General features: G+C 38.7%; 21 protein-coding genes. 4 read left to right on the forward strand and 17 right to left on the reverse strand.

The window, feature by feature from the left end; all coding sequences use genetic code 11:
- The first annotated feature begins 33 nt into the window (after nt 1–33).
- The gene (locus NDQ75_RS08895) at nt 34–840 is read left to right on the forward strand and encodes a DUF1853 family protein (protein WP_207190413.1); all 807 of its coding nucleotides are present in this window, start codon (nt 34–36) and stop codon (nt 838–840) included.
- A gap of 100 nt (nt 841–940) precedes the next feature.
- A complete protein-coding gene (locus NDQ75_RS08900; protein ID WP_202027123.1) occupies nt 941–1945 on the forward strand; it encodes an NADP-dependent oxidoreductase in 1005 nt (334 codons plus the stop codon).
- 63 nt (nt 1946–2008) lie between these two features.
- Here NDQ75_RS08900 and NDQ75_RS08905 read toward each other — a convergent pair whose 3' ends face one another.
- The 16 genes from NDQ75_RS08905 to NDQ75_RS08980 all read right to left on the reverse strand — a co-directional run bounded on the left by NDQ75_RS08905 (nt 2009) and on the right by NDQ75_RS08980 (nt 18691).
- Nucleotides 2009–2836, reverse strand: coding sequence for a sugar phosphate isomerase/epimerase family protein (locus NDQ75_RS08905; RefSeq protein WP_202027124.1), 828 nt, complete (start codon nt 2834–2836; stop codon nt 2009–2011).
- A gap of 119 nt (nt 2837–2955) precedes the next feature.
- Entirely contained in the window at nt 2956–4251 is a 1296-nt protein-coding gene (locus tag NDQ75_RS08910) for a TRAP transporter large permease (protein ID WP_202027125.1), read from the reverse strand.
- A 2-nt stretch (nt 4252–4253) separates the two neighbouring features.
- The gene (locus NDQ75_RS08915; protein ID WP_202027126.1) at nt 4254–4718 is read right to left on the reverse strand and encodes a TRAP transporter small permease; all 465 of its coding nucleotides are present in this window, start codon (nt 4716–4718) and stop codon (nt 4254–4256) included.
- A gap of 1 nt (nt 4719) precedes the next feature.
- Nucleotides 4720–5700 carry a TRAP transporter substrate-binding protein gene (locus tag NDQ75_RS08920; protein WP_202027127.1) on the reverse strand — a complete coding sequence of 327 codons (981 nt, stop codon included), beginning with the start codon at nt 5698–5700 and terminating at the stop codon, nt 4720–4722.
- A complete protein-coding gene (locus NDQ75_RS08925; RefSeq protein WP_202027128.1) occupies nt 5697–6365 on the reverse strand; it encodes a bifunctional 4-hydroxy-2-oxoglutarate aldolase/2-dehydro-3-deoxy-phosphogluconate aldolase in 669 nt (222 codons plus the stop codon). The genes NDQ75_RS08920 and NDQ75_RS08925 overlap by 4 nt, the downstream gene beginning before the upstream one ends.
- 27 nt (nt 6366–6392) lie before the next feature.
- Nucleotides 6393–7406, reverse strand: coding sequence for a sugar kinase (locus NDQ75_RS08930; protein WP_202027129.1), 1014 nt, complete (start codon nt 7404–7406; stop codon nt 6393–6395).
- Between the two features lie 190 nt (nt 7407–7596).
- On the reverse strand, nt 7597–9000 hold the full coding sequence (gene uxaC, locus NDQ75_RS08935; RefSeq protein WP_202027130.1) for a glucuronate isomerase: 1404 nt from the start codon (nt 8998–9000) through the stop codon (nt 7597–7599).
- Between the two features lie 5 nt (nt 9001–9005).
- The gene (gene uxuA / locus NDQ75_RS08940; protein ID WP_202027131.1) at nt 9006–10199 is read right to left on the reverse strand and encodes a mannonate dehydratase; all 1194 of its coding nucleotides are present in this window, start codon (nt 10197–10199) and stop codon (nt 9006–9008) included.
- 59 nt (nt 10200–10258) lie between these two features.
- Nucleotides 10259–11602 (reverse strand): Gfo/Idh/MocA family protein, encoded by a 1344-nt coding sequence (locus NDQ75_RS08945; protein ID WP_202027132.1) that lies wholly within the window; start codon nt 11600–11602, stop codon nt 10259–10261.
- A gap of 13 nt (nt 11603–11615) precedes the next feature.
- Nucleotides 11616–12998, reverse strand: a complete 1383-nt coding sequence (locus tag NDQ75_RS08950) for a 3-keto-disaccharide hydrolase (RefSeq protein WP_202027133.1) — start codon at nt 12996–12998, stop codon at nt 11616–11618.
- A 319-nt stretch (nt 12999–13317) separates the two neighbouring features.
- Entirely contained in the window at nt 13318–14391 is a 1074-nt protein-coding gene (locus tag NDQ75_RS08955; RefSeq protein WP_202027134.1) for a LacI family DNA-binding transcriptional regulator, read from the reverse strand.
- 80 nt (nt 14392–14471) lie between these two features.
- Complete coding sequence (locus NDQ75_RS08960; protein WP_202027135.1) at nt 14472–15653, reverse strand: THUMP-like domain-containing protein; 1182 nt, start codon at nt 15651–15653, stop codon at nt 14472–14474.
- A 7-nt stretch (nt 15654–15660) separates the two neighbouring features.
- Complete coding sequence (locus NDQ75_RS08965) at nt 15661–16761, reverse strand: AI-2E family transporter (RefSeq protein ID WP_202027136.1); 1101 nt, start codon at nt 16759–16761, stop codon at nt 15661–15663.
- A 49-nt stretch (nt 16762–16810) separates the two neighbouring features.
- Nucleotides 16811–17308: a TrmH family RNA methyltransferase gene (locus NDQ75_RS08970; protein ID WP_202027137.1), complete on the reverse strand. Its 498-nt coding sequence runs from the start codon at nt 17306–17308 to the stop codon at nt 16811–16813.
- Between the two features lie 5 nt (nt 17309–17313).
- Nucleotides 17314–17958: a DUF4159 domain-containing protein gene (locus NDQ75_RS08975; protein ID WP_202027138.1), complete on the reverse strand. Its 645-nt coding sequence runs from the start codon at nt 17956–17958 to the stop codon at nt 17314–17316.
- A gap of 28 nt (nt 17959–17986) precedes the next feature.
- Nucleotides 17987–18691: an NUDIX hydrolase gene (locus NDQ75_RS08980; RefSeq protein ID WP_202027139.1), complete on the reverse strand. Its 705-nt coding sequence runs from the start codon at nt 18689–18691 to the stop codon at nt 17987–17989.
- Nucleotides 18692–18773: 82 nt separating this feature from the next.
- Here NDQ75_RS08980 and galK point away from each other — a divergent pair, with 82 nt between their 5' ends.
- Together galK and NDQ75_RS08990 are read left to right on the forward strand one after the other, a co-directional pair.
- The gene (gene galK, locus NDQ75_RS08985; RefSeq protein WP_202027140.1) at nt 18774–19946 is read left to right on the forward strand and encodes a galactokinase; all 1173 of its coding nucleotides are present in this window, start codon (nt 18774–18776) and stop codon (nt 19944–19946) included.
- On the forward strand, nt 19943–20983 hold the full coding sequence (locus tag NDQ75_RS08990; RefSeq protein ID WP_202027141.1) for a UDP-glucose--hexose-1-phosphate uridylyltransferase: 1041 nt from the start codon (nt 19943–19945) through the stop codon (nt 20981–20983). The genes galK and NDQ75_RS08990 overlap by 4 nt, the downstream gene beginning before the upstream one ends.
- Nucleotides 20984–21212: 229 nt before the next feature.
- On the opposite strand, the gene NDQ75_RS08995 is transcribed toward NDQ75_RS08990, so the two are convergent.
- Nucleotides 21213–21656, reverse strand: coding sequence for a hypothetical protein (locus NDQ75_RS08995; protein WP_202027142.1), 444 nt, complete (start codon nt 21654–21656; stop codon nt 21213–21215).
- Between the last annotated feature and the right edge of the window lie 191 nt (nt 21657–21847).

Consider the following 21847-nt stretch of genomic DNA (forward strand, 5'->3'; position numbering starts at 1 on the left):
TTTATCTTAGGAAAACGCGAAAATAGTTAAATTTTGAATGATATTCAGTTACAGTTTCGAGGATACCTAAATACACCTTTACTTTGGGAAGAAGGAGAAATAGAAGGAATCAAACAATTTGAGCTTACAGAAAAAGAAAACTTAGTTTTAAATAGGAATGTGGCTACCAACGTTCGTTTGGGGAGGCGAATAGAAGAGTTTGTGAGCGAAGAGCTTCATCAAAATAAAAACATTGAGGTTTTACTTGAAAATCATCAAATTCAGCAAAAAAAACAGACGATTGGTGAGATTGATTGTATTTTAAAACAAAATGGGCAACCTGTCCACTTGGAAATTATGTACAAGTTTTATTTGTATGATGAATCGGTTGGAGATTCTCCTATAGAACATTGGATAGGTACGAATAGAACGGACAGTTTCTTCAAAAAAATAAATAAACTTAAGAATAAACAGTTTCCCATCCTTTTTAATGAGAATATGTTGCCAACCTTGGAGAGATTACAAATATCTCCAAAAGATATTTCACAGAGGGTGTTGTTCAAGGCACAACTTTTTATTCCGTTCCAAAAGAAAAATGTACAGTTTGGTCCTTTCAATGAAGCCTGTTTGCAGGGATTTTACATACGTTTACACGAACTAAAACAATTAAAAGATTGTAAATTTTACAAACCCACCAAAATGAATAATCTGGTGGCTATTCAAACACAGGTAGAGTGGATGAATTATCCTAATTTTCTTGAGAAAATCATACCGATCATAGAGAGTAGGGGAGCTCCGTTGTGCTGGATAAAATACCCGAATGGTGTTCTTGAAAAGTTTTTTGTGGTTTGGTGGGATTAAATGTATCGCTTCTATTTTAACAAAGAAATAAGTATTTAAATTTTCAGTCGCTTCATAGATGTTTTATCTTCTTCTGAAAAAATTTTAAAAAAAGAAAGAGATGAGCAATACTATTTTATTAAATAACAGACCAAAAGGAAAACCTTCTGAAAACGATTTTAAGTTCGTAGACGAATCTATTGAAGATTTAAAGGATGGAGGTGTAAAAGTATCTTTAAAATATGTTTCGGTAGACCCTTATTTACGTGGAAGGATGCGAGATGAAAAATCTTATATTCCGCCATTTGAGCTTGGAAAACCAATTACTTCTACTGTGGTAGCAGAAATTTTGGAGAGTAAAAACGATAATTTTTCTAAAGGGGATTTTATTACAGGGATGCTTCCATGGAAAAAAGAGCAAATTGTATCGAGTGAGCAATTAAAGCAACTCCGTAAAGTAGAAAGCAATCAAGTAGCGTTATCTGCATATTTGGGTCTTCTTGGAATGACGGGTTTAACAGCCTATTTCGGACTTACGGATATTGGGAAACCTCAAAAGGGAGAAATAATTGTTGTTTCCGGTGCTGCTGGAGCGGTTGGAAGTGTCGTGGGTCAGATTGCAAAAATTCACGGTTTAAAAGTAATAGGAATTGCCGGTACGGATGAAAAAATAGAAATGCTAAAGAACGATTTCGGCTTTGATGATGGAATAAATTATAATACCACCGAAAACATGAAATCTGCGTTAAAAGAGCTTTGTCCGGACGGAATAGATATTTATTTTGATAATGTCGGCGGTGATATTTCTGATGCCGTTTTATTTCACATTAAAAAGTTTGCGCGCATTATAAATTGTGGCGCTATATCGGTTTACAATGAAACTTCCCTTCCGAAGAGTATAAGCGTTCAACCTTTTTTAATTAAAAACAGCGCTTTAATGCAAGGTTTTATTGTAGGTAATTATCAAGAACGGTTTTCAGAAGGGATTAAAAAGCTTTCCCAGTGGTTGTCTGAAGGAAAATTAAAACACGAAGAAACCATCGTAGAAGGATTTGAAAACATACCACAAGCTTTTATCGATTTGTTTGATGGAAAAAATAAAGGTAAGATGGTCGTAAAAGTATAAATATAAAAACCCGCCGATTTAAACTCGGCGGGTTTTCTTTTCAAATTCTAAGAAAAAATTAAACTAAAGACTTTTTAAATATTCCAAACTCAATGGAATTTGCTTTTCAGATTTTGAAGATTCATCTTCAATAAAAATATATTCAATTCCTATTTTTTCTGCTTCTTCAACAATCCCAGCGATATCGATTTGTCCAGTACCTAAAACAACATTGGTTTCAACATCCGATTGACCGTTTTGGTTACCTTCTATGCCCTTTTCGCAATCTTTAATGTGCATTAATTTAAAACGGTTCGGGTATCTTCGCAGCCATTCAATAGGGTCTTCCCCAGGGTGCGCAAACCAATAGACATCCATTTCAAATTCGAAATGCTTCGCGTTTTTAATCATATAATCCAGCAGGGTTTCTCCTTTATAAGGTCTAAATTCATATCCATGCGGATGATACGCTAATGTAATCCCTTCCTTTTTAAGTTTCTTACCTGCTTCGTTAAATACTTTTAAAGCTTTTTCAGTCTCCGTGATGGTAAAAATAGTGTCTTGATGAGGAATCCAAAAACACACCACATATTTGGCGTCATATCCATTTGTTCGCTCGATAACGGTTTCAGGGGAATCTTGTAACTCTTCAAAGGAAGCACTGGCGCTTACAATGTTAATATTATGCTTTTTAAGCAGCGCCTTATATTCTTCCATGGAATATCCTTGCGTACCATCATTTCCATCTTCTACTTTTGTAATGCCCCATTTTTCAATTTTTGCAAAAGTGCCAGGAACATCTTTTTTAAATTCGTTACGTAAACTATAAAGTTGAAGTCCGATTTCCTGGGAAGCCATAGAATAACTAATAAAAAAGGTGATTATAACAGCTAATGAAGTAACGTATTTCATACCAAGGAGTTTTTGTCAAAAATAAGAATATGAAAGATAGCGAACTTCTCAAATACTTGCAAAAACGCCTCATATTATTACATGAGGCGTTTTTAAATTGTATATTTTTTTCAGTTATTCTATAAGTCAAATAAACTTGGTAACCAAAGCGTCAACTGTGGGAAATAGGTCACCAGGAACAGCGCAAAAATCATTGCTATGAACAATGGAAGCAACGGTTTTACCACTTTTTGAATGCTGGTTTTCGCTACCCCAACGCCTACGAACAGTACAGAGCCCACTGGCGGAGTACATAGTCCGATACAAAGGTTGAGCACCATGATGATACCAAATTGTACCGGATCCATGCCGAGTTTGGTAACGATCGGTAAAAATATGGGCGTAAATATTAACACCGCGGGCGTCATGTCCATAAAGATCCCAACAAACAACAACAGGAGGTTGATAATAAGCAATATCACAATAGGGTTGTCGCTTATTCCTAAAAGGGAACTACTGATGTCCTGCGGGATGTTCTCAAAAGACATCACCCAAGACATGCTCATGGATGCACCGATAAGCAGCATTACAATAGCTGTGGTTACGGATGCGTCCAAAAGAACCTGCGGTAAGTTCTTTGTAGAGATCTCTTTGTAATAAAAGCCCAGTATAAGCGTGTACAGAACGGCAATGGCGGAAGCTTCCGTAGCGGTGAAAATTCCGGCCACGATCCCACCAATAACAACTACCAACAACAAAAGGCTGGGCAAAGCGGTAACAAAGGTTCTAAAAACTTCTTTCATCGAACTTCTTTTGCCCGTTTTATATCCTTTTTTCTTGGCCCAAACTGCGGCGACTATCATAAGGAACAGTCCCGTTAAAATACCAGGGATATATCCCGCAAGGAATAGGGCCGCAATGGATACCCCACCGCTCGCCAAAGAATATACGATAAGTACATTACTGGGCGGGATTACCAGACCAGTGGTGGCAGAGGTTATGTTTACGGCTACCCCAAACTCCTTGGAATACCCTTCTTTTTCCATTTCCGGACCGAGGATACTTCCCATGGCAGATGCCGAAGCCATAGCGGAACCCGCAATGGCACCCATGAGCATGGCCGCAATAACATTGATAAGTGCCAGACCACCGGGAAAAGCACCCACCAAGGTCTTGGCAAATGCGATGAGCCTATGGGCAATACCGCCTTTGTTCATAAGTTGTCCCGAAAGTATAAAAAACGGAATGGCCAATAGCGCAAAACTATCCAGTCCTGTGGCCATACGTTGTGCCACGGTAGTGAACGCGGGTAAGGCTGGGATGCTTACCAGCATGGTCAACAGGGAGGACACAGTGATGCTCCAGGCAACCGGTGTACCGATAGCCAAAAGTCCGATAAAGCTTATAACCAATACGATTACAGGTATATATTCCATAATTATTTTTTTATCGCGATAATATCTGAGGTTTTATAAAAAATGATGAGCAGGCCACTGATCGGCAGGACCAAATAGACCAAAGCCAATGGGACGTTGAGGGCAGGGGAGTGCTGGCCCAGAATATAACTTATATAAACCAAGCGGGCACCGCCTATAACAAAGGCCACCAGTGCAAAAAGGATGATGAACATGTTCACCAGAAGTCGTAATTTCTGTTGGGTTTTTTCACTCGCTTTTTGTGGCAGGACATCAATGGCAACGTGCATGTTTTTTCCGGAAACGTACGCAGCGCCCAAAACACCGATCCAAATCATTAGGTAACGCGCCAGTTCATCGGTAAAGGAGCTGGGCGAACCTGTAATGTAGCGTGTAAAAACCTGCCAAAGAACATTGATCACCATTATCGCCATTATAAACACGAGTACCTTGCCAAGAATGTCATCTATTTTTTTTCTGAACTGCATACTACTTCGTTTTTTTTATTTCCTGGATGAGTTCGTACATCTCAGGTTGGTTTTTGTATTCATCATAAATTCCCTGAACTTCTTCCGCAAAAGGATCTTTGTCCGGATAAATGATTTCCACACCTTCTTTTTTTACGGCTTCCAGCGCTTCTTTTTCGGAGGCATCCCAAAGTTCCCTTTGGTAGGGAACAGATTGGTCGGCAGCTTCCTGAAGCCATTTCTGCTCCTGTTCCGTTAGACTGTCCCAAAAATGTGTTCCCACGACCAGAACATCGGGCAGTACCGTATGTTCGTCCAGGGAGTAAAATTTGCAGACTTCATAATGTCGGGAAAGGTAAAAACTGGGCGGGTTGTTCTCGGCACCGTCCACGACCCCCTGTTGGAGGGCGGTGTAAAGTTCTCCCCAGGAAATAGGGGTAGGGGAGCCACCGAGGTTCCTCACCATATTCATGGCAGTGGCACTTTCCATAACCCTTATTTTCAATCCTTTCAAATCCTCTGGTGAATTTACGGGGCGCTCCTTGGTGTAAAAGCTTCGGCTTCCGGCATCGTAATAGCACAGTCCCTTTAGCCAATACTTTTCGCCCTCATCAAGAAGTCCTTTTCCAATGGGGCCATCCAGAACATCGAAAGAATGTTGTTTGTTCCTGAACAAAAACGGAAGCCCCAACACTTTCATTTTAGGGGCAAAATTCTCCATGGTACCCACAGAAACCTTTGTCATATCCAAGCTTCCGATCTGAAGGAGCTCCAAACATTCCCTTTCCGAGCCCAATTGCTGGTTTGGGTATATCTTTACTTTCATCTTCCCGCCCGATATTTTTTCAAGGTTTTCACCCATTTTCATCATGGCCTTATGTACGGAGTGGCTAACGTCCAATCCGTGGGCAAGTTTTATGGTTTTGTGGGATTGGGTTTCGGTACAGGAAAAACAGAATATCAGTAGAAATAGAAGCAATGAATTAGTAATCAGTTTCTTCATGCCCTAACTTTTTTTATCGTTTCAAGGGCCTTTCTAACTTTTTCCTCCAGCCCTTTATAATCGGCCTTTTGAATAATTTCTTTGGAAATAAGCTGGGATCCCATACCTACGCAGGTCACACCGGCCCTGAACCAAGCGGTAAGGTTTTCTTCATCCGGACTCACGCCACCGGTGGGCATAATGCTGGTCCACGGGCAGGGCCCTTTAACCGCCTTAACGAATTCGGGTCCGTAGGTAGCGCCAGGAAACAGTTTTACGATTTCACAGCCCATTTCCTCCGCCCTGGCAATCTCGGTTAAGCTTCCGCAACCGGGCGACCAAAGCACCTTCCTACGGTTACAAACGATTGCAATGTCTTCCCTGAAAACGGGGGTCACCACAAACTGGGCTCCCGATTGTATGTAAAGCGACGCAGCGGCTGCATCCGTTACCGATCCTACGCCCAAAATCATTCCTGGGCATTCTTTCTGGCAGAACTTGCTCAATTCGTTAAAGACCTCATGCGCAAAGGCTCCACGTGCCGTAAACTCAAACAATCGAGCACCGCCGTCGTAGCATGCTTTTACCACGTTCGAAATTATTTCTTTATCGTGATGGTAGAACAAGGGCACCATTCCGGTTTCGGCCATGGTATTTGCCACTTCCATTCTTGAATATGTCTTCATATTAAGTGTTTTAGCTAGTTATGCTTTTTATCTTTTTACCCTTCCGGAAGTATCGCCGTCCATTAAATTTACCACATCTTCCTTTGAAACCAAATTGGCATCTCCGTAAATGGTATGTTTCAAACAGGAGGCCGCCACCGCAAAATTCAGGGCTTTTTCATCTTCAAAATGGTTGAGCCCGTAAATTAGGGCGCCCATAAAACTGTCCCCGGCACCAATACGGTCCACGATATCGGTAATATCATAGGAAGTGGATTCAATCAGTTCCTTCCCGTCATAGAGAACAGCGGACCAAACGTTGTGCATGGCACTGATGTTTTTTCTATGGGTGATCACTATTTTTTGACAGTTGGGGAAACGGATTTTTAGTTTTTCAGAAAGTGATTTTTGAAGTTCCTTTTCCGAAGTTCCCTGCGGTACGATATTGAAATACTGTTCGGAAGCATAGTCCCCGGCCAGTATCACATGGCATTTACTTACCATTTTTTCCATGATTTCACCTGGGGTTTTGCCATAGTTCCAAAGATTGGCGCGGTAATTGAAATCGGTCGAAATGGTCAGTCCCAATTCGGTGGCCACTTCAATAGCCTCCATGCAAGCATCCGCAGCACCTTGGGAAACTCCAGGAGTGATGCCCGACCAATGGAACCATGTGGCGTCCTTAAAGACTTCCTTCCAATCTATCATACCTTTTTCGATATTGGCGAAAGAGGAATGTGCCCGGTCGTAAATTATTTTACTGCCTCTTACCGAAGCTCCTTTTTCAAGGAAATACAGTCCGAGCCTATCGCCGCCCCTTGCAATGTAACTTATTGAAACGTTGTGTTTTCGCATTTCCATGATAGCGGTCTGCGCGATATCGTTCTCCGGCAATCGGGTAACCATTTCAGTTTGCATCCCAAAATGGGCGATGGTGGTAAGGACATTCAGTTCACTCCCGCCGTAATCGGCGTTGAAAGCTTCTGCCTGTGAAAATTTTAGGTACCCCTGTGTGGAGAACCTAAGTAAAACTTCCCCGAAAGCGACTACTTTTTTGGTCATGGTTTGATGTTGGTTAATGAACTCATCTTGACTTTTTCTATTTCCTAAAAAATGATTGAAATTCGCCTATATTTCGTTACTTTTCTTATCCGTAGCGATGCTATGCCTTTCAAAAAGTGCCTCCTCTAGACAAATTTCAATTCATTTTCGGTTAAACGCAAAAAGTCAAGATGAGTTCGATTAATGCAATTTAAAAATTAAAATACTCTTTTGCGTTGTGGTAACAGATATCCTGCACGATTTTCCCTATCCATTCCATGTCGTTGGGCAGTTCTCCGTTTTCTATATCCTCTCCAAAGAGGCTGCAAACGAGCCTTCTAAAATATTCATGCCTTGGGAAGGACAGGAAGCTTCTGGAATCGGTAAGCATACCGATAAAACAGCTGATGAGTCCCATGTTGGAAAGCGCGTTCATTTGTTTTGTCATGCCGTCCTTTTGGTCCAAAAACCACCAACCGGAACCGAACTGCACCTTTCCTTTTACCGAACCATCGTTGAAGTTCCCGATCATGGTGGCCATCACCTCGTTATGTGCCGGGTTAAGGTTGTAAATAATGGTTTTTGAAAGCTGGTCCTGACTGTCGAGCTTATTCAGGAAGTTGGAAAGTTTCTCCGCCTGCGGATAATCGGCGATGGAATCCCAACCGGTATCGGGGCCCAATTTGGCCAGCATCCTTTTGTTGTTGTTGCGCAGTGCGCCCAAATGGAACTGCTGTACCCAGCCCAATTTATGGTATTCTTCCGAAAGGAACTGTAAAACGGCACTTTCGTACTTTTCAATTTCTTCGGAAGTAAGTATTTGTTTTTTTAGTTTTTTCTTGAGGATGGCATCCACTTCCGCATCGGTGTAATTGATAAATGGAATACTGTTGAGTCCGTGGTCGGAGACTTTACAACCATTGGAATCAAAATAGTCCAATCTCTTTTTAAGGGCATCCTTTAGGTCCTGGAGCGAATTTATGGAAACATCCGACGCTTTTTCCAGCTTCGATAGGTACTCCAAGAAGCCTTCGTTCCCGATCATGATGGATTTATCCGGCCTGAAAGAAGTACTAATTAAAGTTTCAAAAGGATTCTTTGCTATTTTTTGATGGTGCTCCAAAGTGTCGATCGGGTCTTCCGTAGTACAGACCACTTCCACATTCATTTTGGTAAGCAAGCTCCTACAACTTAAATCTGGCGACTGTAACTTTTCGGTGGTCTCGTTGTAGATCCTTTCCGCATTGTTTCCGTTAAGAAGTTCATGCTCGTCAAAATATCGGGCCAACTCCATTTGGGTCCAATGGTAAAGTGGATTACGCATGGTGTATGGAACGGTTTCTGCCCATTTCTGGAATTTTTCCTTATCGGAAGCACCTCCCGTAATATATTTCTCATCGATTCCCAAGGTTCGCATGGCGCGCCATTTGTAATGGTCGCCGTCCAGCCATACTTTGGTTGTGTTCTCAAAAACACGGTCCCTGGCAATATCGGCCGGGGCGAGGTGGCAATGGTAATCTATTATGGGCATTTCCTTCGCATAGCTGTGGTAAAGTTCCTCGGCATATTTGTTGGAAAGTATAAAATTATCGTGGATAAACTTTTGGTTTTTCATGCAATCTATTTTTCTTGCGATTTTCTAATTCCCAATTCAAGGCCTCTTAACTCTGCGAGACCGCGAAGTCTCCCGATAGCAGAATATCCTGGATTGGTTTGCTTTCGTAAATCGTCTAACATTTTGTGTCCGTGATCAGGGCGGAATGGCATTCTTAAATCCTTTCTTCCGTTTGCTTTTCTCTTTTGTTGTTCATTAACTAAAGCCTTCATTACACCGTACATATCTACATCGCCATCCAAATGGTCGGCCTCATAAAAGTTGCCTTGAGCATCCCTTTTAGTGCTTCTTAAATGGATGAAATGAATACGATCTCCAAGAGTTTTCACCATTTCTTCCAAATTGTTGTCGGCTCTTACTCCAAAAGACCCAGTACAAAATGTAAGTCCGTTATTCGGACTATCAACGGCTTTGTATAAATCTAATATATCTTCTTCAGTGCTAACCACACGAGGAAGTCCCAAAATAGGGTAGGGAGGATCATCTGGGTGAATACACATGTTAACGCCTGCTTTTTCTGCGGAAGGAATAATCTCCTTCAGAAAGAAAAACAGATTTTCTTTTAGTTTTTTAGCGTCAATATTGTTGTAAGTGGCTAAAATTTCGTTGAATTCACCCAATGAATATCCTTCTTCCGCTCCAGGTAAACCCGCAATAATGTTATTGATGAGTTGTTGTTTGTTTTCAGAAGTAAGGTTATCAGCAAATTTTTCAGCAGAAGCAATTTCCTCTTCTGAATAATTTTCCTTGGCACCAGGACGTTTCAGCAGAAATATTTCAAAAGCGGCAAAAGCAATTTTATCAAATCGTAAAGCGGTGGAACCGTCTTGCATTTCATAGTCCAAATCCGTTCGCGTCCAATCCAGCACAGGCATAAAATTGTAACAAATAGTATCGATACCGCAAGCACCAAGATTTTCTATGGTTTGCTTGTAGTTTTCGATAAATTTTGTGAAATCGCCTCTTTGCGTTTTTATTTGCTCATGAATAGGAACACTTTCCACTACAGACCATGTAAGGCCTGCATCTTCGATGGTTTTCTTTCTTTTTTGAATTTCTTCCTTGCTCCAGACTTCTCCGTTTGGAATATGATGTAAAGCAGAAACAATTCCGGTGGCACCTGCCTGTCTAATATCCGCTAAGGAAACAGGGTCTTTCGGACCGTACCAACGCCAAGTCTGTTCTAATTTCAAACTCATTTTAGTATATTTTAAATGCCCATGGTTAGGCTTCAACTCATTATTTTAATGAAGTAAAATTATAGTGTTACTTCCCAGCCTTCTTGGTAATCTCTTCCCCAAAGTCTCATGGCTTGATCGTCTAACATTTTACCGTTGTTTTGGTCAATATTGAATCCTTTTCCAATTCGGTAAGCAACATTGGCATAATGCACCATGGCCATACTTATGTTAGCATCATCTATTGGTGCATTCAATTTTTCTTTTCCTCGAATGGTTTCAAAGAAGTTTATAACGTGTTGAGTGGTAATATCACCACCGCCACCAAGAGCAGTTCCTGCTTCGCCGGCTCCTCCCGCGTTCACTTCTTTTACTACTTTTCCGCCGCGGTCCATTAAAATGTACTTTCCGCGATCCACAAAAACAGTTCCTTCGGTACCGTAAATAAGCGTACCTCTTCCAGCGCCATAGGTCTGGTAACCATTTCTACTTTTCCCGTCCCATTCAATAACCTTTTCATCTTCAAAAGAGAAAGTAGCTTGCATGGAATCGTACATTTCCCAGCCGTCGTCTTTAAAATGTCTTTTTTGAGCCTGTACACGAGCGTGTTTAGGATAATTTACTTGCAATGCCCATCTGGCGATGTCCATTTCGTGCGTACCGTTGTTACCGGCTTCGGCAGTACCGTAATTCCAACCGTACCAATGCCAGTTATAATTCCATGTATTGTCTGTATATTCACGATGTATAGCGGGTCCTTGCCATAATTCCCAATCCAGTCCTTGTGGTACAGGTGCCTTAGTTTGCTTAACTACTTCGCCACGGGAATTGCTATAAAAAGCAACGGCTTTGTAAGCTTTCCCTATCACTCCGTTGTGAATTTCCCTAATAATTTCAATGGTATGTGGCGCAGAACGCTGTTGATTACCCATTTGTACCACTTTATTGAATTTTTTGGAAGCCTCTACCAGCAATTCATTTTCATTCATATTATGACTACTTGGCTTTTCAACATACACATGTTTCCCGCCTTTCATGGCCATAATGGAGCCTGGCGTATGCCAGTGATCTGGAGTAGCATTAAATAGAACGTCAACTTTCTTGTCGTCAATAACTTTTCTAATATCGTTTTCCAGTTTCGGTTTGTAATCGATGTGCTTGGAAACATTTGCCAGCGCTTTTGTACGTTGACTTTCCATTACATCGCATAAATACATTAGGTTTACATTGCTTTGCTTTAATGCAATTGGCTCGTAAAATGCGCCTACTCTTCTTCCTAAACCAGCAATGGCAACGTTGAGTCGCTCGTTGGAACCAATGATATTTCTGTAGCTACTCGCCGACATCCCCATAACGGAACTACCAACTGCAATAGCTGTACCGCTTAACACTGTATCTTTTATAAATTTTCTTCTTGTTGTCATAATTAAAAGTTGGTTAGTAGGTTTTTATTTTGATGTTTTTAAATGAAACCCTGTTTCCATGGTCTTGTAGAAGGATACTTCCTTTTTCAAGCTCCCCAAAGTTTGGCCACTTTTCATATTTGCTTTCAGAAACCAGTTTACGGAATTCCTCACTACCGCGTTCGTACTCTAAAACTTTAACGCCATTTAACCAATGCTCTACATGATTGTTTTTAGAAACGATTCTAGCCGTATTCCATTCTCCAATTGGATTAATAGGTTTATTTGTGTCCGCTTGAATTAAATCGTAAAGTGAAGCAACTGTTCTGCTGCCTTCGTGGTTGCCAAGTTTAGCATCAGGGTGTTTGGCGTCGTCCAAAATTTGGTATTCTAGACCAATTGAAGAACCTGGTCCCTTGTTTATTTCCGTATCAACATAATATTTTATTCCGCTGTTAGCACCTTCGGTAAGTTTAAAATCTACCAAAAGTTCAAAGTCCTTATAAAGTTTTTTGGTAACAATGTCCCCACCGGCAGCCGATTCTTTTCCTCCGTTTTCCTTAACGGTTAAAATACCATCTTCAATAACCCAACCATTTTCTGGGAATTTATCCAATTTAGCTCCGCGCCATCCATCTGTGGTTTTACCGTCCCAAAGCATTTCCCAACCATTCTTTTTCTCATCGATAGTAAGGCTGTTTTTTGTGACTACTGGTTCAACAGTCGTTTTTTTGCTATACTTCTGAAGGTCTTCCGTTAGAATGTTAATGTTTTTCCACATAATTTCTGTGCCTTCTTTGGCATCTTTGTGGATGGAATGCACCTGAAGTCCGATAAATCCTTTAGCTGTTTTACCATCTATTAAATGCGCTGCGGGAACTCCGTTTATCCAAGTTTTAATAGTATCTCCAATAGCCTCGATTCGGTAGTGGTTCCATTCGTTCTGCTTAAAAGCTTTTTGGGCTTCTGGATTATTTTCCAACGGAAACAACCAACCTCTTCTTTTTTCATCATAAATCCCAGCGCTCCAAGCCCTATCGGAAGGGTCAATTTCGATTTGATAACCGTGTACAATTCCGTTTCGGTATTGAGGAATACTATTACTACGTATTTGAATACCGGAATTCATAGAGGGGTCTACTTTATATTCCAATTCTAATATAAAATCACCGTACATTTCGTCTGTAGTCATAAAAGAATTGGGTGTATTAGCTACCGTAGAACCAATAATTTTCCCGTCTTCCACTCTATATTTTGCTTCTCCACCTTTTTGGTTCCAGCCAGTAAGGTTTTCACCATTAAAAAGAGGTTTCCAGGGGGTAGTATCTTTAGATTCATTGCTTTGACAGCTGGTGGTTAAGGTAAATGCCGCTACCGTAAGTGCCGAAAACAGGCATTTTTTTAAGGTTGTTTTCATGAACATTGTAAGTTAGTTTTTGTTAATTTCCAATAATTGTACTGAAAATGTGTACGTACACATTTTTAAACTTTAAAAAAACCCAACTCTTTTCTGAAACAAAAAAAGTGAGATTTTTATATGAAGTGACTAAAGTATAAATAATTAATCAAACAATAAAAATTATAACAATTTAATTTTTCCACAGTAAATGGGATGAAATTCTGTGTATTTGTCATTAAAATGCTCATTTTTCAATTGTTATCCTTTGAAGGGAAAGTGCTATTTTCCATATAGACTTAAAGAGAATTCCATCTTTTTGGCAACAGGCAAATTTGGTTTACGCCAAGTTAAAAATATTACTAAACTCGATGTCGTAGTAAATTAGGTTTTCCTGAGTAATGATGTCTAGGGGTAAAAACCGCTTTTCTTCAGGAGTTTGTTTTAAGATCAAATGATTATAAAAGTTCTGCATGGCAAGGTAGCCTTGCGTTTGTGGTCGTTGCCCGATTAAATAACTTATCACTCCAGACCTTAAATACTTTATGTTGTTAGGGATTAAATCGTTTCCGACCAGTTTAATCTTACTAAAATATTGCGGATCTTCAGTGAAATGGAGTGCTACGTAATGTACTAGCGAGCTTGGAACGAATACTCCAATCGTGTCATTGTTTGGGTTGCACGCCTCTTTTAATCGCTTTTTCCAGTCATTTTTGCTTAAGTGGATGTTACTTTCCACAATGGTGATGTCGTTAATTAGCTTGCTGGTATATAGATAATCTTTAAAACCTTCAATCCTTCGTTGTAAAGTTTTATTGTGGTTTTCATTTTTTTTAACTGAAATAATGGCAATGGTCCCTTTTTTCTGGGTTTCAGAACAGAGGAGTTTTGCTGCAAGTTTACCACTTTGAAAAGCATCCTGCCCAATAAAACTTAAGGCGCCGCTGTCAGGTAAGTTTGAATCAATTAAATTGAAAGGAATATTAGCTGCTTTTAGTTTTTCAGTCAATTTAACAGCTTCAAAATTGATAACCGGTGCTAAAATGACACCGTCCGGTTTCAGTTCTAATAGCTCTTTTGCTTTTTCCTCAAATGAAGTGGCCGAATTTTGGTCAAATTTTAAAAGAGTGAGCTTGATTCCAAACTGACTCAAATTCTTTTCTGCGGCTAAAATACCTTGTGTAGGCATTTCCCAATATTCACCTGCTTTGAAGGATGGGATAATAGCTACGATATGGTAGGTTTTGTTTAGAACAAGACCTCTGGCATACATGTTTGGCTTGTAATTAGCTTTCTTAATTATAGCTAATATTCTTTCTTCGGTTTCTTTAGAGACTTTTCCTCTCTTGTGCAATACTCTGTCTACCGTTCCCAAAGAAACGTTTGCCAGCTTTGCTATCTCTTTTATTGTCAAAATCGGTTAGTTTAGAAAACTAAATTAGGAAAAATAAATCAAATAAGGTACGTTAACACTTTTGTGCTCCTTGTAAAAAGCTAAGCCTTTTTGCAGAAAACAACCAATTTCTCATTATTTAAGTTGGTGCAGAAAAAAACGTACAAATCACCACCATCTTTTACTTTAAATCTTTCCCTTATTTTATTCGCAGAATCGGGAAAGTTTCTCGTGGTGATATTTGCTTTCTTGTTAGATAGTTCTTTCTTAATCGTTTTTTTATTGAAGGCAACTGTTTTTAAAACTTCAAACCGTCGTCCAGGAAAGTCTATGAGCATATTGCTTGTGTACAGATGCGTGTGCGGATGCAGTTTTAGCAAATCCAGTTTTTTTCCAATAGTCGTAAATGCGCCACTTTTTAGAATAGATGCATTGGGTTCGTATAAGTATTTTTCAGGAAGACCTAATTTAGGTGAATTGTGTTGTTCATCATCAAAATTGAAATTGAATATTACGTCATTTTCTTTTTTTAAATTGATGGTTTTTATAACGGGGTTTTGGTTCTCTTCTGAAGTTAACTTCCATAACAATTCTTTCACTTCATTATTCACAGATACCACATGGATTTCTTGGACGTATTTCAAATCTTCAATACCTTTTTTAATGTCCAAAAGGGGAGAGGTTTTTACTAAAAGATAAAGAGTTCTTTGGAGTAAAGTCGGTAAAATGTTAAGAATATCTGGAGTACAATCCTGTAGTAAAAAAACTCTACTTTTTGAATTGTCTCTACGTGCAGGGTCTATATAAATATAATCAAAATGAAAGTTGGATTCTTTTAAAAATTCAATGCCATTTTTTGCAATTGATTGTATATTTTTTATGCCTAATTTTTCGAAATTATGTGAGGCTATTTGAGATAGATTTTCATCAATTTCACAATGGTAAACTTCATCTACTTTTTTTGAAAAATAAAAGCTGTCCACTCCGAAGCCTCCGGTAAGGTCGAGTAGCTTTTTTCCATCTACCAAAGATGCTTTGTATTGTGCGGTACTTTCTGAAGACGTCTGCTCAATATTAAGTTTGTTCGGGTAATAAATATCTTCAGTATTAAACCAGGTAGGGAGTTTCTTCTGACTTCTTTTTTTGGATTCAATTTGTTCCGCTAGCTCTGGAGTAGAAACGTCTTTAAAATGTGCTCCTTTAAGTAGTAGTGACGAAATGTCAGCACTTAAATTTTTATTTATAAAATCCTGAACACCAGTATTTAATATATATTTATTCAAAGTATCACTAGAGGTTTTTTGTAAGCTTTCTTACTATTTTATTTTCCGATAAAAATTCCTTTAAAACCACTTTAATTGCGGTGTAGGCGGGAACTGCCAATACCATACCGAAGACACCAAAAACCATTCCCGATATAATGATGACTAAGAAAATTTCTAAAGGATGTGATTTTACACTATTGGAAAAAATAAGTGGCTGACTAAAGAAATTATCAATGAGCTGACCAAAGATAAAACCGATTAAAACATATATGGCTTTTGGTAAAATTACCGTACTAAAATCGGCTCCTAAATTACTGGACATGGTTAAGGAAATCATAAGTGCTCCACCGATTAGGGGGCCAATATATGGTACTAAGTTTAGTAATGCGCAAAGGAATGCAATTACAATAGCATCCTTTATTCCAAAAATTACTAATACGGCTGTATAAATTATAAACAAAATAGCTATTTGAAGTAATAATCCGATGAAGTATCTGGATAGTAAATTTTTTATTTTTTCTAGCGAATTGATTACGTTCTGTTCGTTTTGTGGAGGGATGAAAGTGAGCAATCCGTTTTGAAATAAACGGGCATCTTTCAAAAAGAAAAAAGAGATAAAGATGATGGTAAATAAAGCTACACTTAAGGAACCAATTCCGCCTACTATATACTTAAACATATTGGGTATTGCTGATAAATCCAGATTGGAAATAAACTCAGATTTTTTCAAAGATTCTTCAATGGATTGTTCCACTTTATACCGACTCACTGAAAAATAATCGGAGATTTCCCTGTACACATCTTGCAGACTCATTTTAAGATTATCGATATTCAGTAGCGATAAATTTTTGCCTTGTTCAATGATTAAAGGGATAAACAGGCTTAAAAGACCAGCTATAAAGACAATCATAACAATCATGGTGATAACGACGGCCAAATTATCGTTGAAGCGACATTTCTTTCTTAAAAAGCGCACAAGTGGTCTTCCCACTAATGAGATTACTACCGCAATTACTATGTAGGCAATAACGGCGCGAATTTGATATAATAAATATAGCAAAAGCGTGATGCCAAGTATGGTGGCGATGGCTCTTAAAATTCCGTTTGATATAGTTTTTGCGTCCATGTTAGGTTGTTTTATATGCTATCCAAGTTTTTGTAGGGGGGAGGGAGGATTACTTGTTTTTAGTTAGCTCGTAAAGGCAAATGCCCGCTGATTGTGCCACATTCATACTACTATTTTTTCCAAACATTTCGATATGGCAAGTGTAATCGGCTATTTTTATGAGTCCGTCAGAAATTCCAGCATTTTCATTTCCTAAAATCAATGCCATATTTTGGTCTGGAATGGCTTCAATATTTTGAATTGGGATGCTGTCTTTGGTTATTTCCAGCGCTAATATAGTAAATCCCTTTTTCTTTAAGTCTAGAGCGTACTGCAATATGTCTTCGGTGAGTTTGTGCGGTACAGTTTTATGTGTATTTCGAGCTGTTTTTTCCATTCTTCTGGAGAACTTTGGTGTAATCCCCCCAAAAACAACTTTTGATACGCCAAAAGCATCCGCTAATCGAAAAATGGAGCCTATATTGGCTTCACTCGAAATGTGGTCGCAAAGAATGATTATGGGAAATATCTTTTCTTGAAAAGGACTGTTGTAATGTTCCAATTGCATAGTCCTTAATTTTTAAAGGCATATTGAATAATATTAGCACCCATTTGCAATGCTTTTTGTCGTATCTCCGGTGGGTCGTTATGCACGGTCTCATCTTCCCATCCATCCCCTAAATCACTCTCAAAAGTAAATAAAAGCACAAGTCTGTTTTTATCAAAAATTCCAAGTGCTTGCGGACGTTTGCCATCGTGCTCGTGTATTTTTGGAAGTCCGTTCGGGAAAGGAAATTGCTCTTTAAAAATAGGATGATCCTTCGGAATTTCTTGTAATTCTTTCTCCGGAAAAATTTTCGGAAGTTCTTTTTTTAAGTAAGGTGCCATTCCGTAGTTGTCATCAATATGAAGAAAACCACCAGAAAGTAAGTATTTTCGAAGATTTTTAGCATCCTCTTCGGAAAAAAAAACATTTCCATGTCCTGTCATATGCAAATAAGGATATTGAAAAATATCACTGCTTCCGGCTTCTACGGTTACAGGCTTGCTTTCCAAAGTGGTGTGTATGTTTTTATTGCAAAAAGCAATTAAATTAGGCAATGCCGTTGGATTGGAATACCAATCGCCACCGCCTTGATATTTAAGCAGGGCCAATTGTTGTGCACAAATATTACTTACGCTCCAGCAACAAATAAATAAAAACACCCATTTTTTCATATTCAGCTAAAATCTGTTATCGCTACGTTTAAAAGATTTCAAAATTGTAACCGGATTCCAGTAATTTTTTGTAATTCTCATGGTTGAAACGGTAATAATAAGCACCTCTTTTGGAAGAACTTTTATCTTTTTCGTTTAGTTTTTCCAATACCCCAAAGGAAAGGACTTTTTTCCTGAAATTACCTGGATCTAATTTTTTTTGAAAAATAGCTTCATAAAGGCTTTGTAATTGGGGAATAGTAAACTTTTCGGGTAAAAGTTCAAATCCGATAGGTTGATGTTTGGCTCTACGACGAAGTTTATCCAAAGCATCTTTCACCATTTGATCGTGATCAAGAACTAATTCTGGTAAGTCCTCTAATTTATACCAAAAAGCCCCGTGTTTTTCTGTAAGTTCTCGGTCGTATTCATTAATTCTAATTAAAGCAAATTGTGCTACCGAAATACAACGGGCACCTTGATCCCTATCTGCTTTTCCGTAGGTTTGGGATTGTTCAAAAAAGACATTATCCAGTCCGGTAATTTCCTTTAAAACCCGTTCTGCGGCGTGGGAGACATCTTCTTCCTCATTTACAAAACTACCGATAAGAGACCATTCACCAAGTTTGGGAGCGACGCGTCTTTTGAAAATTAGTAGTTTTAAATCACCTTGGTCAAAACCAAATACAATACAGTCTGTTGCCACAAACATTTTGGATTGCCCCTTATAAAATTCTTCGGAATGTAATGTCATTTACATTGTTTATTAAATTATTTTCATTTTATAATAAAAGTACATATCACTTTTATTATATTTGTTTTTAAAATAGTAAGATTTGAAAAATACGACGCAATCTGATAATAGGCAAAAAAACTTTTTTTATCTCGAAGGTTTTAAAAGCGAACTGACCATTGAGGCTCCCGGAAGAATTAATTTAATAGGGGAGCATATAGATTATAATGGAGGCCATGTATTACCGGCAGCCATCGATAAAAAGATAAAATTGTATTTCAGAAAGAATAATAGTGAGACTTGTACCATTTATTCAAAGAATTACGATACAAGTTTTAGTTTTAGCTTGCAAGAGGTAAAGCCAAGCGAAGAAGAATGGCAAAATTATATTTTGGGCGTTATTCATTTTATTGAAGAATTAAAACCCAATAGCGTTAACGGATTCGATTGTGTTATTGAAAGCATGCTGCCTATGGGTTCAGGACTGAGTTCGTCAGCGGCGCTGGAGTGCGGTATGGCAACTGGAATTAACGAATTATTCAATGTAAATCTTTCCGAAGAGGAGATTATTACCCTTTCACGTGACGCAGAACACACCTATGTAGGTACTAAATGCGGAATCATGGATCAGTTTTCAGTAGTTCGTGGCGTTCAAAACCATCTTATTTTGTTGAATTGTCAGAATTTGAATTACGAATTGGTAAAATCCGATTTTGAACCGTATCAATTGGTTTTATTAAACTCCAATGTATCGCATAATTTGGCAAGTAGTGAATACAACACGAGGCGACAGGAATGTGAAGATGCGTTGAAAGAGGTGAATAAAAAATATCCCCAATATAAATATTTGGTAGATGTACCGGAAGACATCATAACCGATTATCAGGAAATTCTTCCGAAGAAAACATTTAACAGGGCGCTCTACGTGATACAGGAAAACAAGCGTACACTAATGGCAGCAAATGCTTTGGAAGACGAGCTTTTTGATTTGTTCGGCGACTTACTTTATAAATCGCACGAAGGGCTTACCAATATGTATGAAGTAAGTTGCAAGGAATTGGATTTCATGGTGGATTACTCCAAAAAGTTTGATTATGTGCTGGGTTCGAGAATGATGGGCGGAGGCTTTGGCGGTTGTACAATCAATTTGGTACACCAAGATTATGTGTCTTCTTACATTGAGGAAATTTCGGAAGCATACAAAAATGAGTTCAACATCGAGTTAAGTCCGATTGAAGTAAACATTAGCAACGGCGTATCAAAAATTAAAGGATGAAACAGACAATCAACGATAAACCGCACAGAAGATATAATATTTTAACAGGGGAGTGGGTGCTGGTTTCACCGCATCGCACGAAACGTCCGTGGCAAGGTAAAAAGGACAAAAAGACCGAGCTTTCCAAAGAAACCTATGATCCAAACTGTTATTTGTGTCCAACAAACGAAAGAGCCAGTGGTGAAACAAATCCCGATTACCAAGGAACGTATTCTTTTGTAAACGATTTTGCAGCGCTTTTGCCCGATGTGGAGGAGGAAACCTATGAAAACGGACTCCTAAGAGCGCAAACAGAAAGGGGAATTTGTAAAGTAGTGTGTTTTTCGCCAAACCATGCGCTCACGCTGCCATTAATGGAAGTTGAAGATATTACTGAAGTTGTTAAACTTTGGAAAAAAGAATACAAAGAATTGGGCGGCAAGGATGGCATTAACCATGTACAGATTTTTGAAAACAAAGGTGCAGTGATGGGCTGTAGTAATCCGCATCCACATGGCCAAATCTGGTCTCAGTCTTCCATCCCGGAAGAAGTTCAGAAAAAGCAAAGCCAACAAAAAAAACATTGGGAAAAGGAGAAACGAAGTCTGTTACAGGATTACCTAGCGCAAGAATTGGAATTAAAAGAACGAATCCTTTTGGAGAACGACCACTTCGTTGCTTTAATACCTTACTGGGCGGTATGGCCTTATGAGGCTATGATTATACCAAGGAAACATTACCAAAATATTGCCCAACTTAATGAGGAGGAAGAAAAAGCATTTGCTGCTATTTTGAAGAAGCTGACTATTATGTTTGATAATCTTTTTGAAACATCTTTTCCTTATTCTTCCGGAATCCATCAGGAGCCAACGGATGGGGAGCATCACCCAGAATGGCATTTTCACATGTCTTTTTATCCACCTTTATTACGTTCCGCAGAAGTGAAAAAATTTATGGTTGGGTATGAAATGTTTGCAAATCCGCAACGGGATATTACTGCCGAATCTGCTGCCGAAAACTTAAGAAAACTACCAACGGTGCATTATTCCTTGCAATAAGTATCTTAACCGTTTAGAATTCAAATTAAAACCCGTCTTCCTTTATTGGAAGACGGGTTTGTTATTTTGATTTTTACGTTTTTAATGAGGAAAGCCCAAGCATTTTCTAATGTTTATTAATAAGAGCAACATAAAGTTTCATAACGGGGGCTTCGACTCCCGAAGCTTCGGGACAGCCTGACAAAAGGATTTTTTTAAAACCAGTAAAAAGTCATTAACCCAACTATTGTTATTGCTTAATCCGCTTATAGTTTTCAGAAAAAAGAGCATTTCCATCACTGTCTACCGTAATTTGACTGAAATAATTATTGCTTTTTTCAAGCTTAAAAGAAAACACACGCATCGTATCAATAATACGCATCATGGAAGCCGAACCGTATTCAAGGCGTTCCACCAGTTTATCTTTTGTAGTAGAATAGGAACCATAACCAAACCATTCCACAGAATCTTTTGGTACAAAGCGCGTCCACATAACTTTGTTATTTTGGTACATTTTTATTTGCCGGTAACCATCGGTGTTCTGTAAGGTGTCTGTAACCTTATTGTCATCATAAGTGTAGCGATTAACGAGTTCCCAAACACCTTCCAAAGAATTATCTGATAAATCTTTGGGACTCCCAGAGAGAAGGATAAGTGCAGAAAAAAAAACGAGTGGATAGAATAATGTTTTCATTTGTTTAATTTTTAAAGTTGTAAAAGGGGTCATCCCTGCCAATTGGTAGGTGTAAATCACCAAAAGAAATCGGTGAAGGCTCATAGGGTTGTTGCGCCGCTTTTTTGTGATATGTATAATTATATCGAATAAAAAGCAGTATTAATTTACGAATAATCAATTAATAACGGAAGAAATTTGATGATTTTTTA

Source organism: Galbibacter mesophilus (assembly GCF_023721415.1).
Classification (GTDB): domain Bacteria; phylum Bacteroidota; class Bacteroidia; order Flavobacteriales; family Flavobacteriaceae; genus Galbibacter; species Galbibacter mesophilus.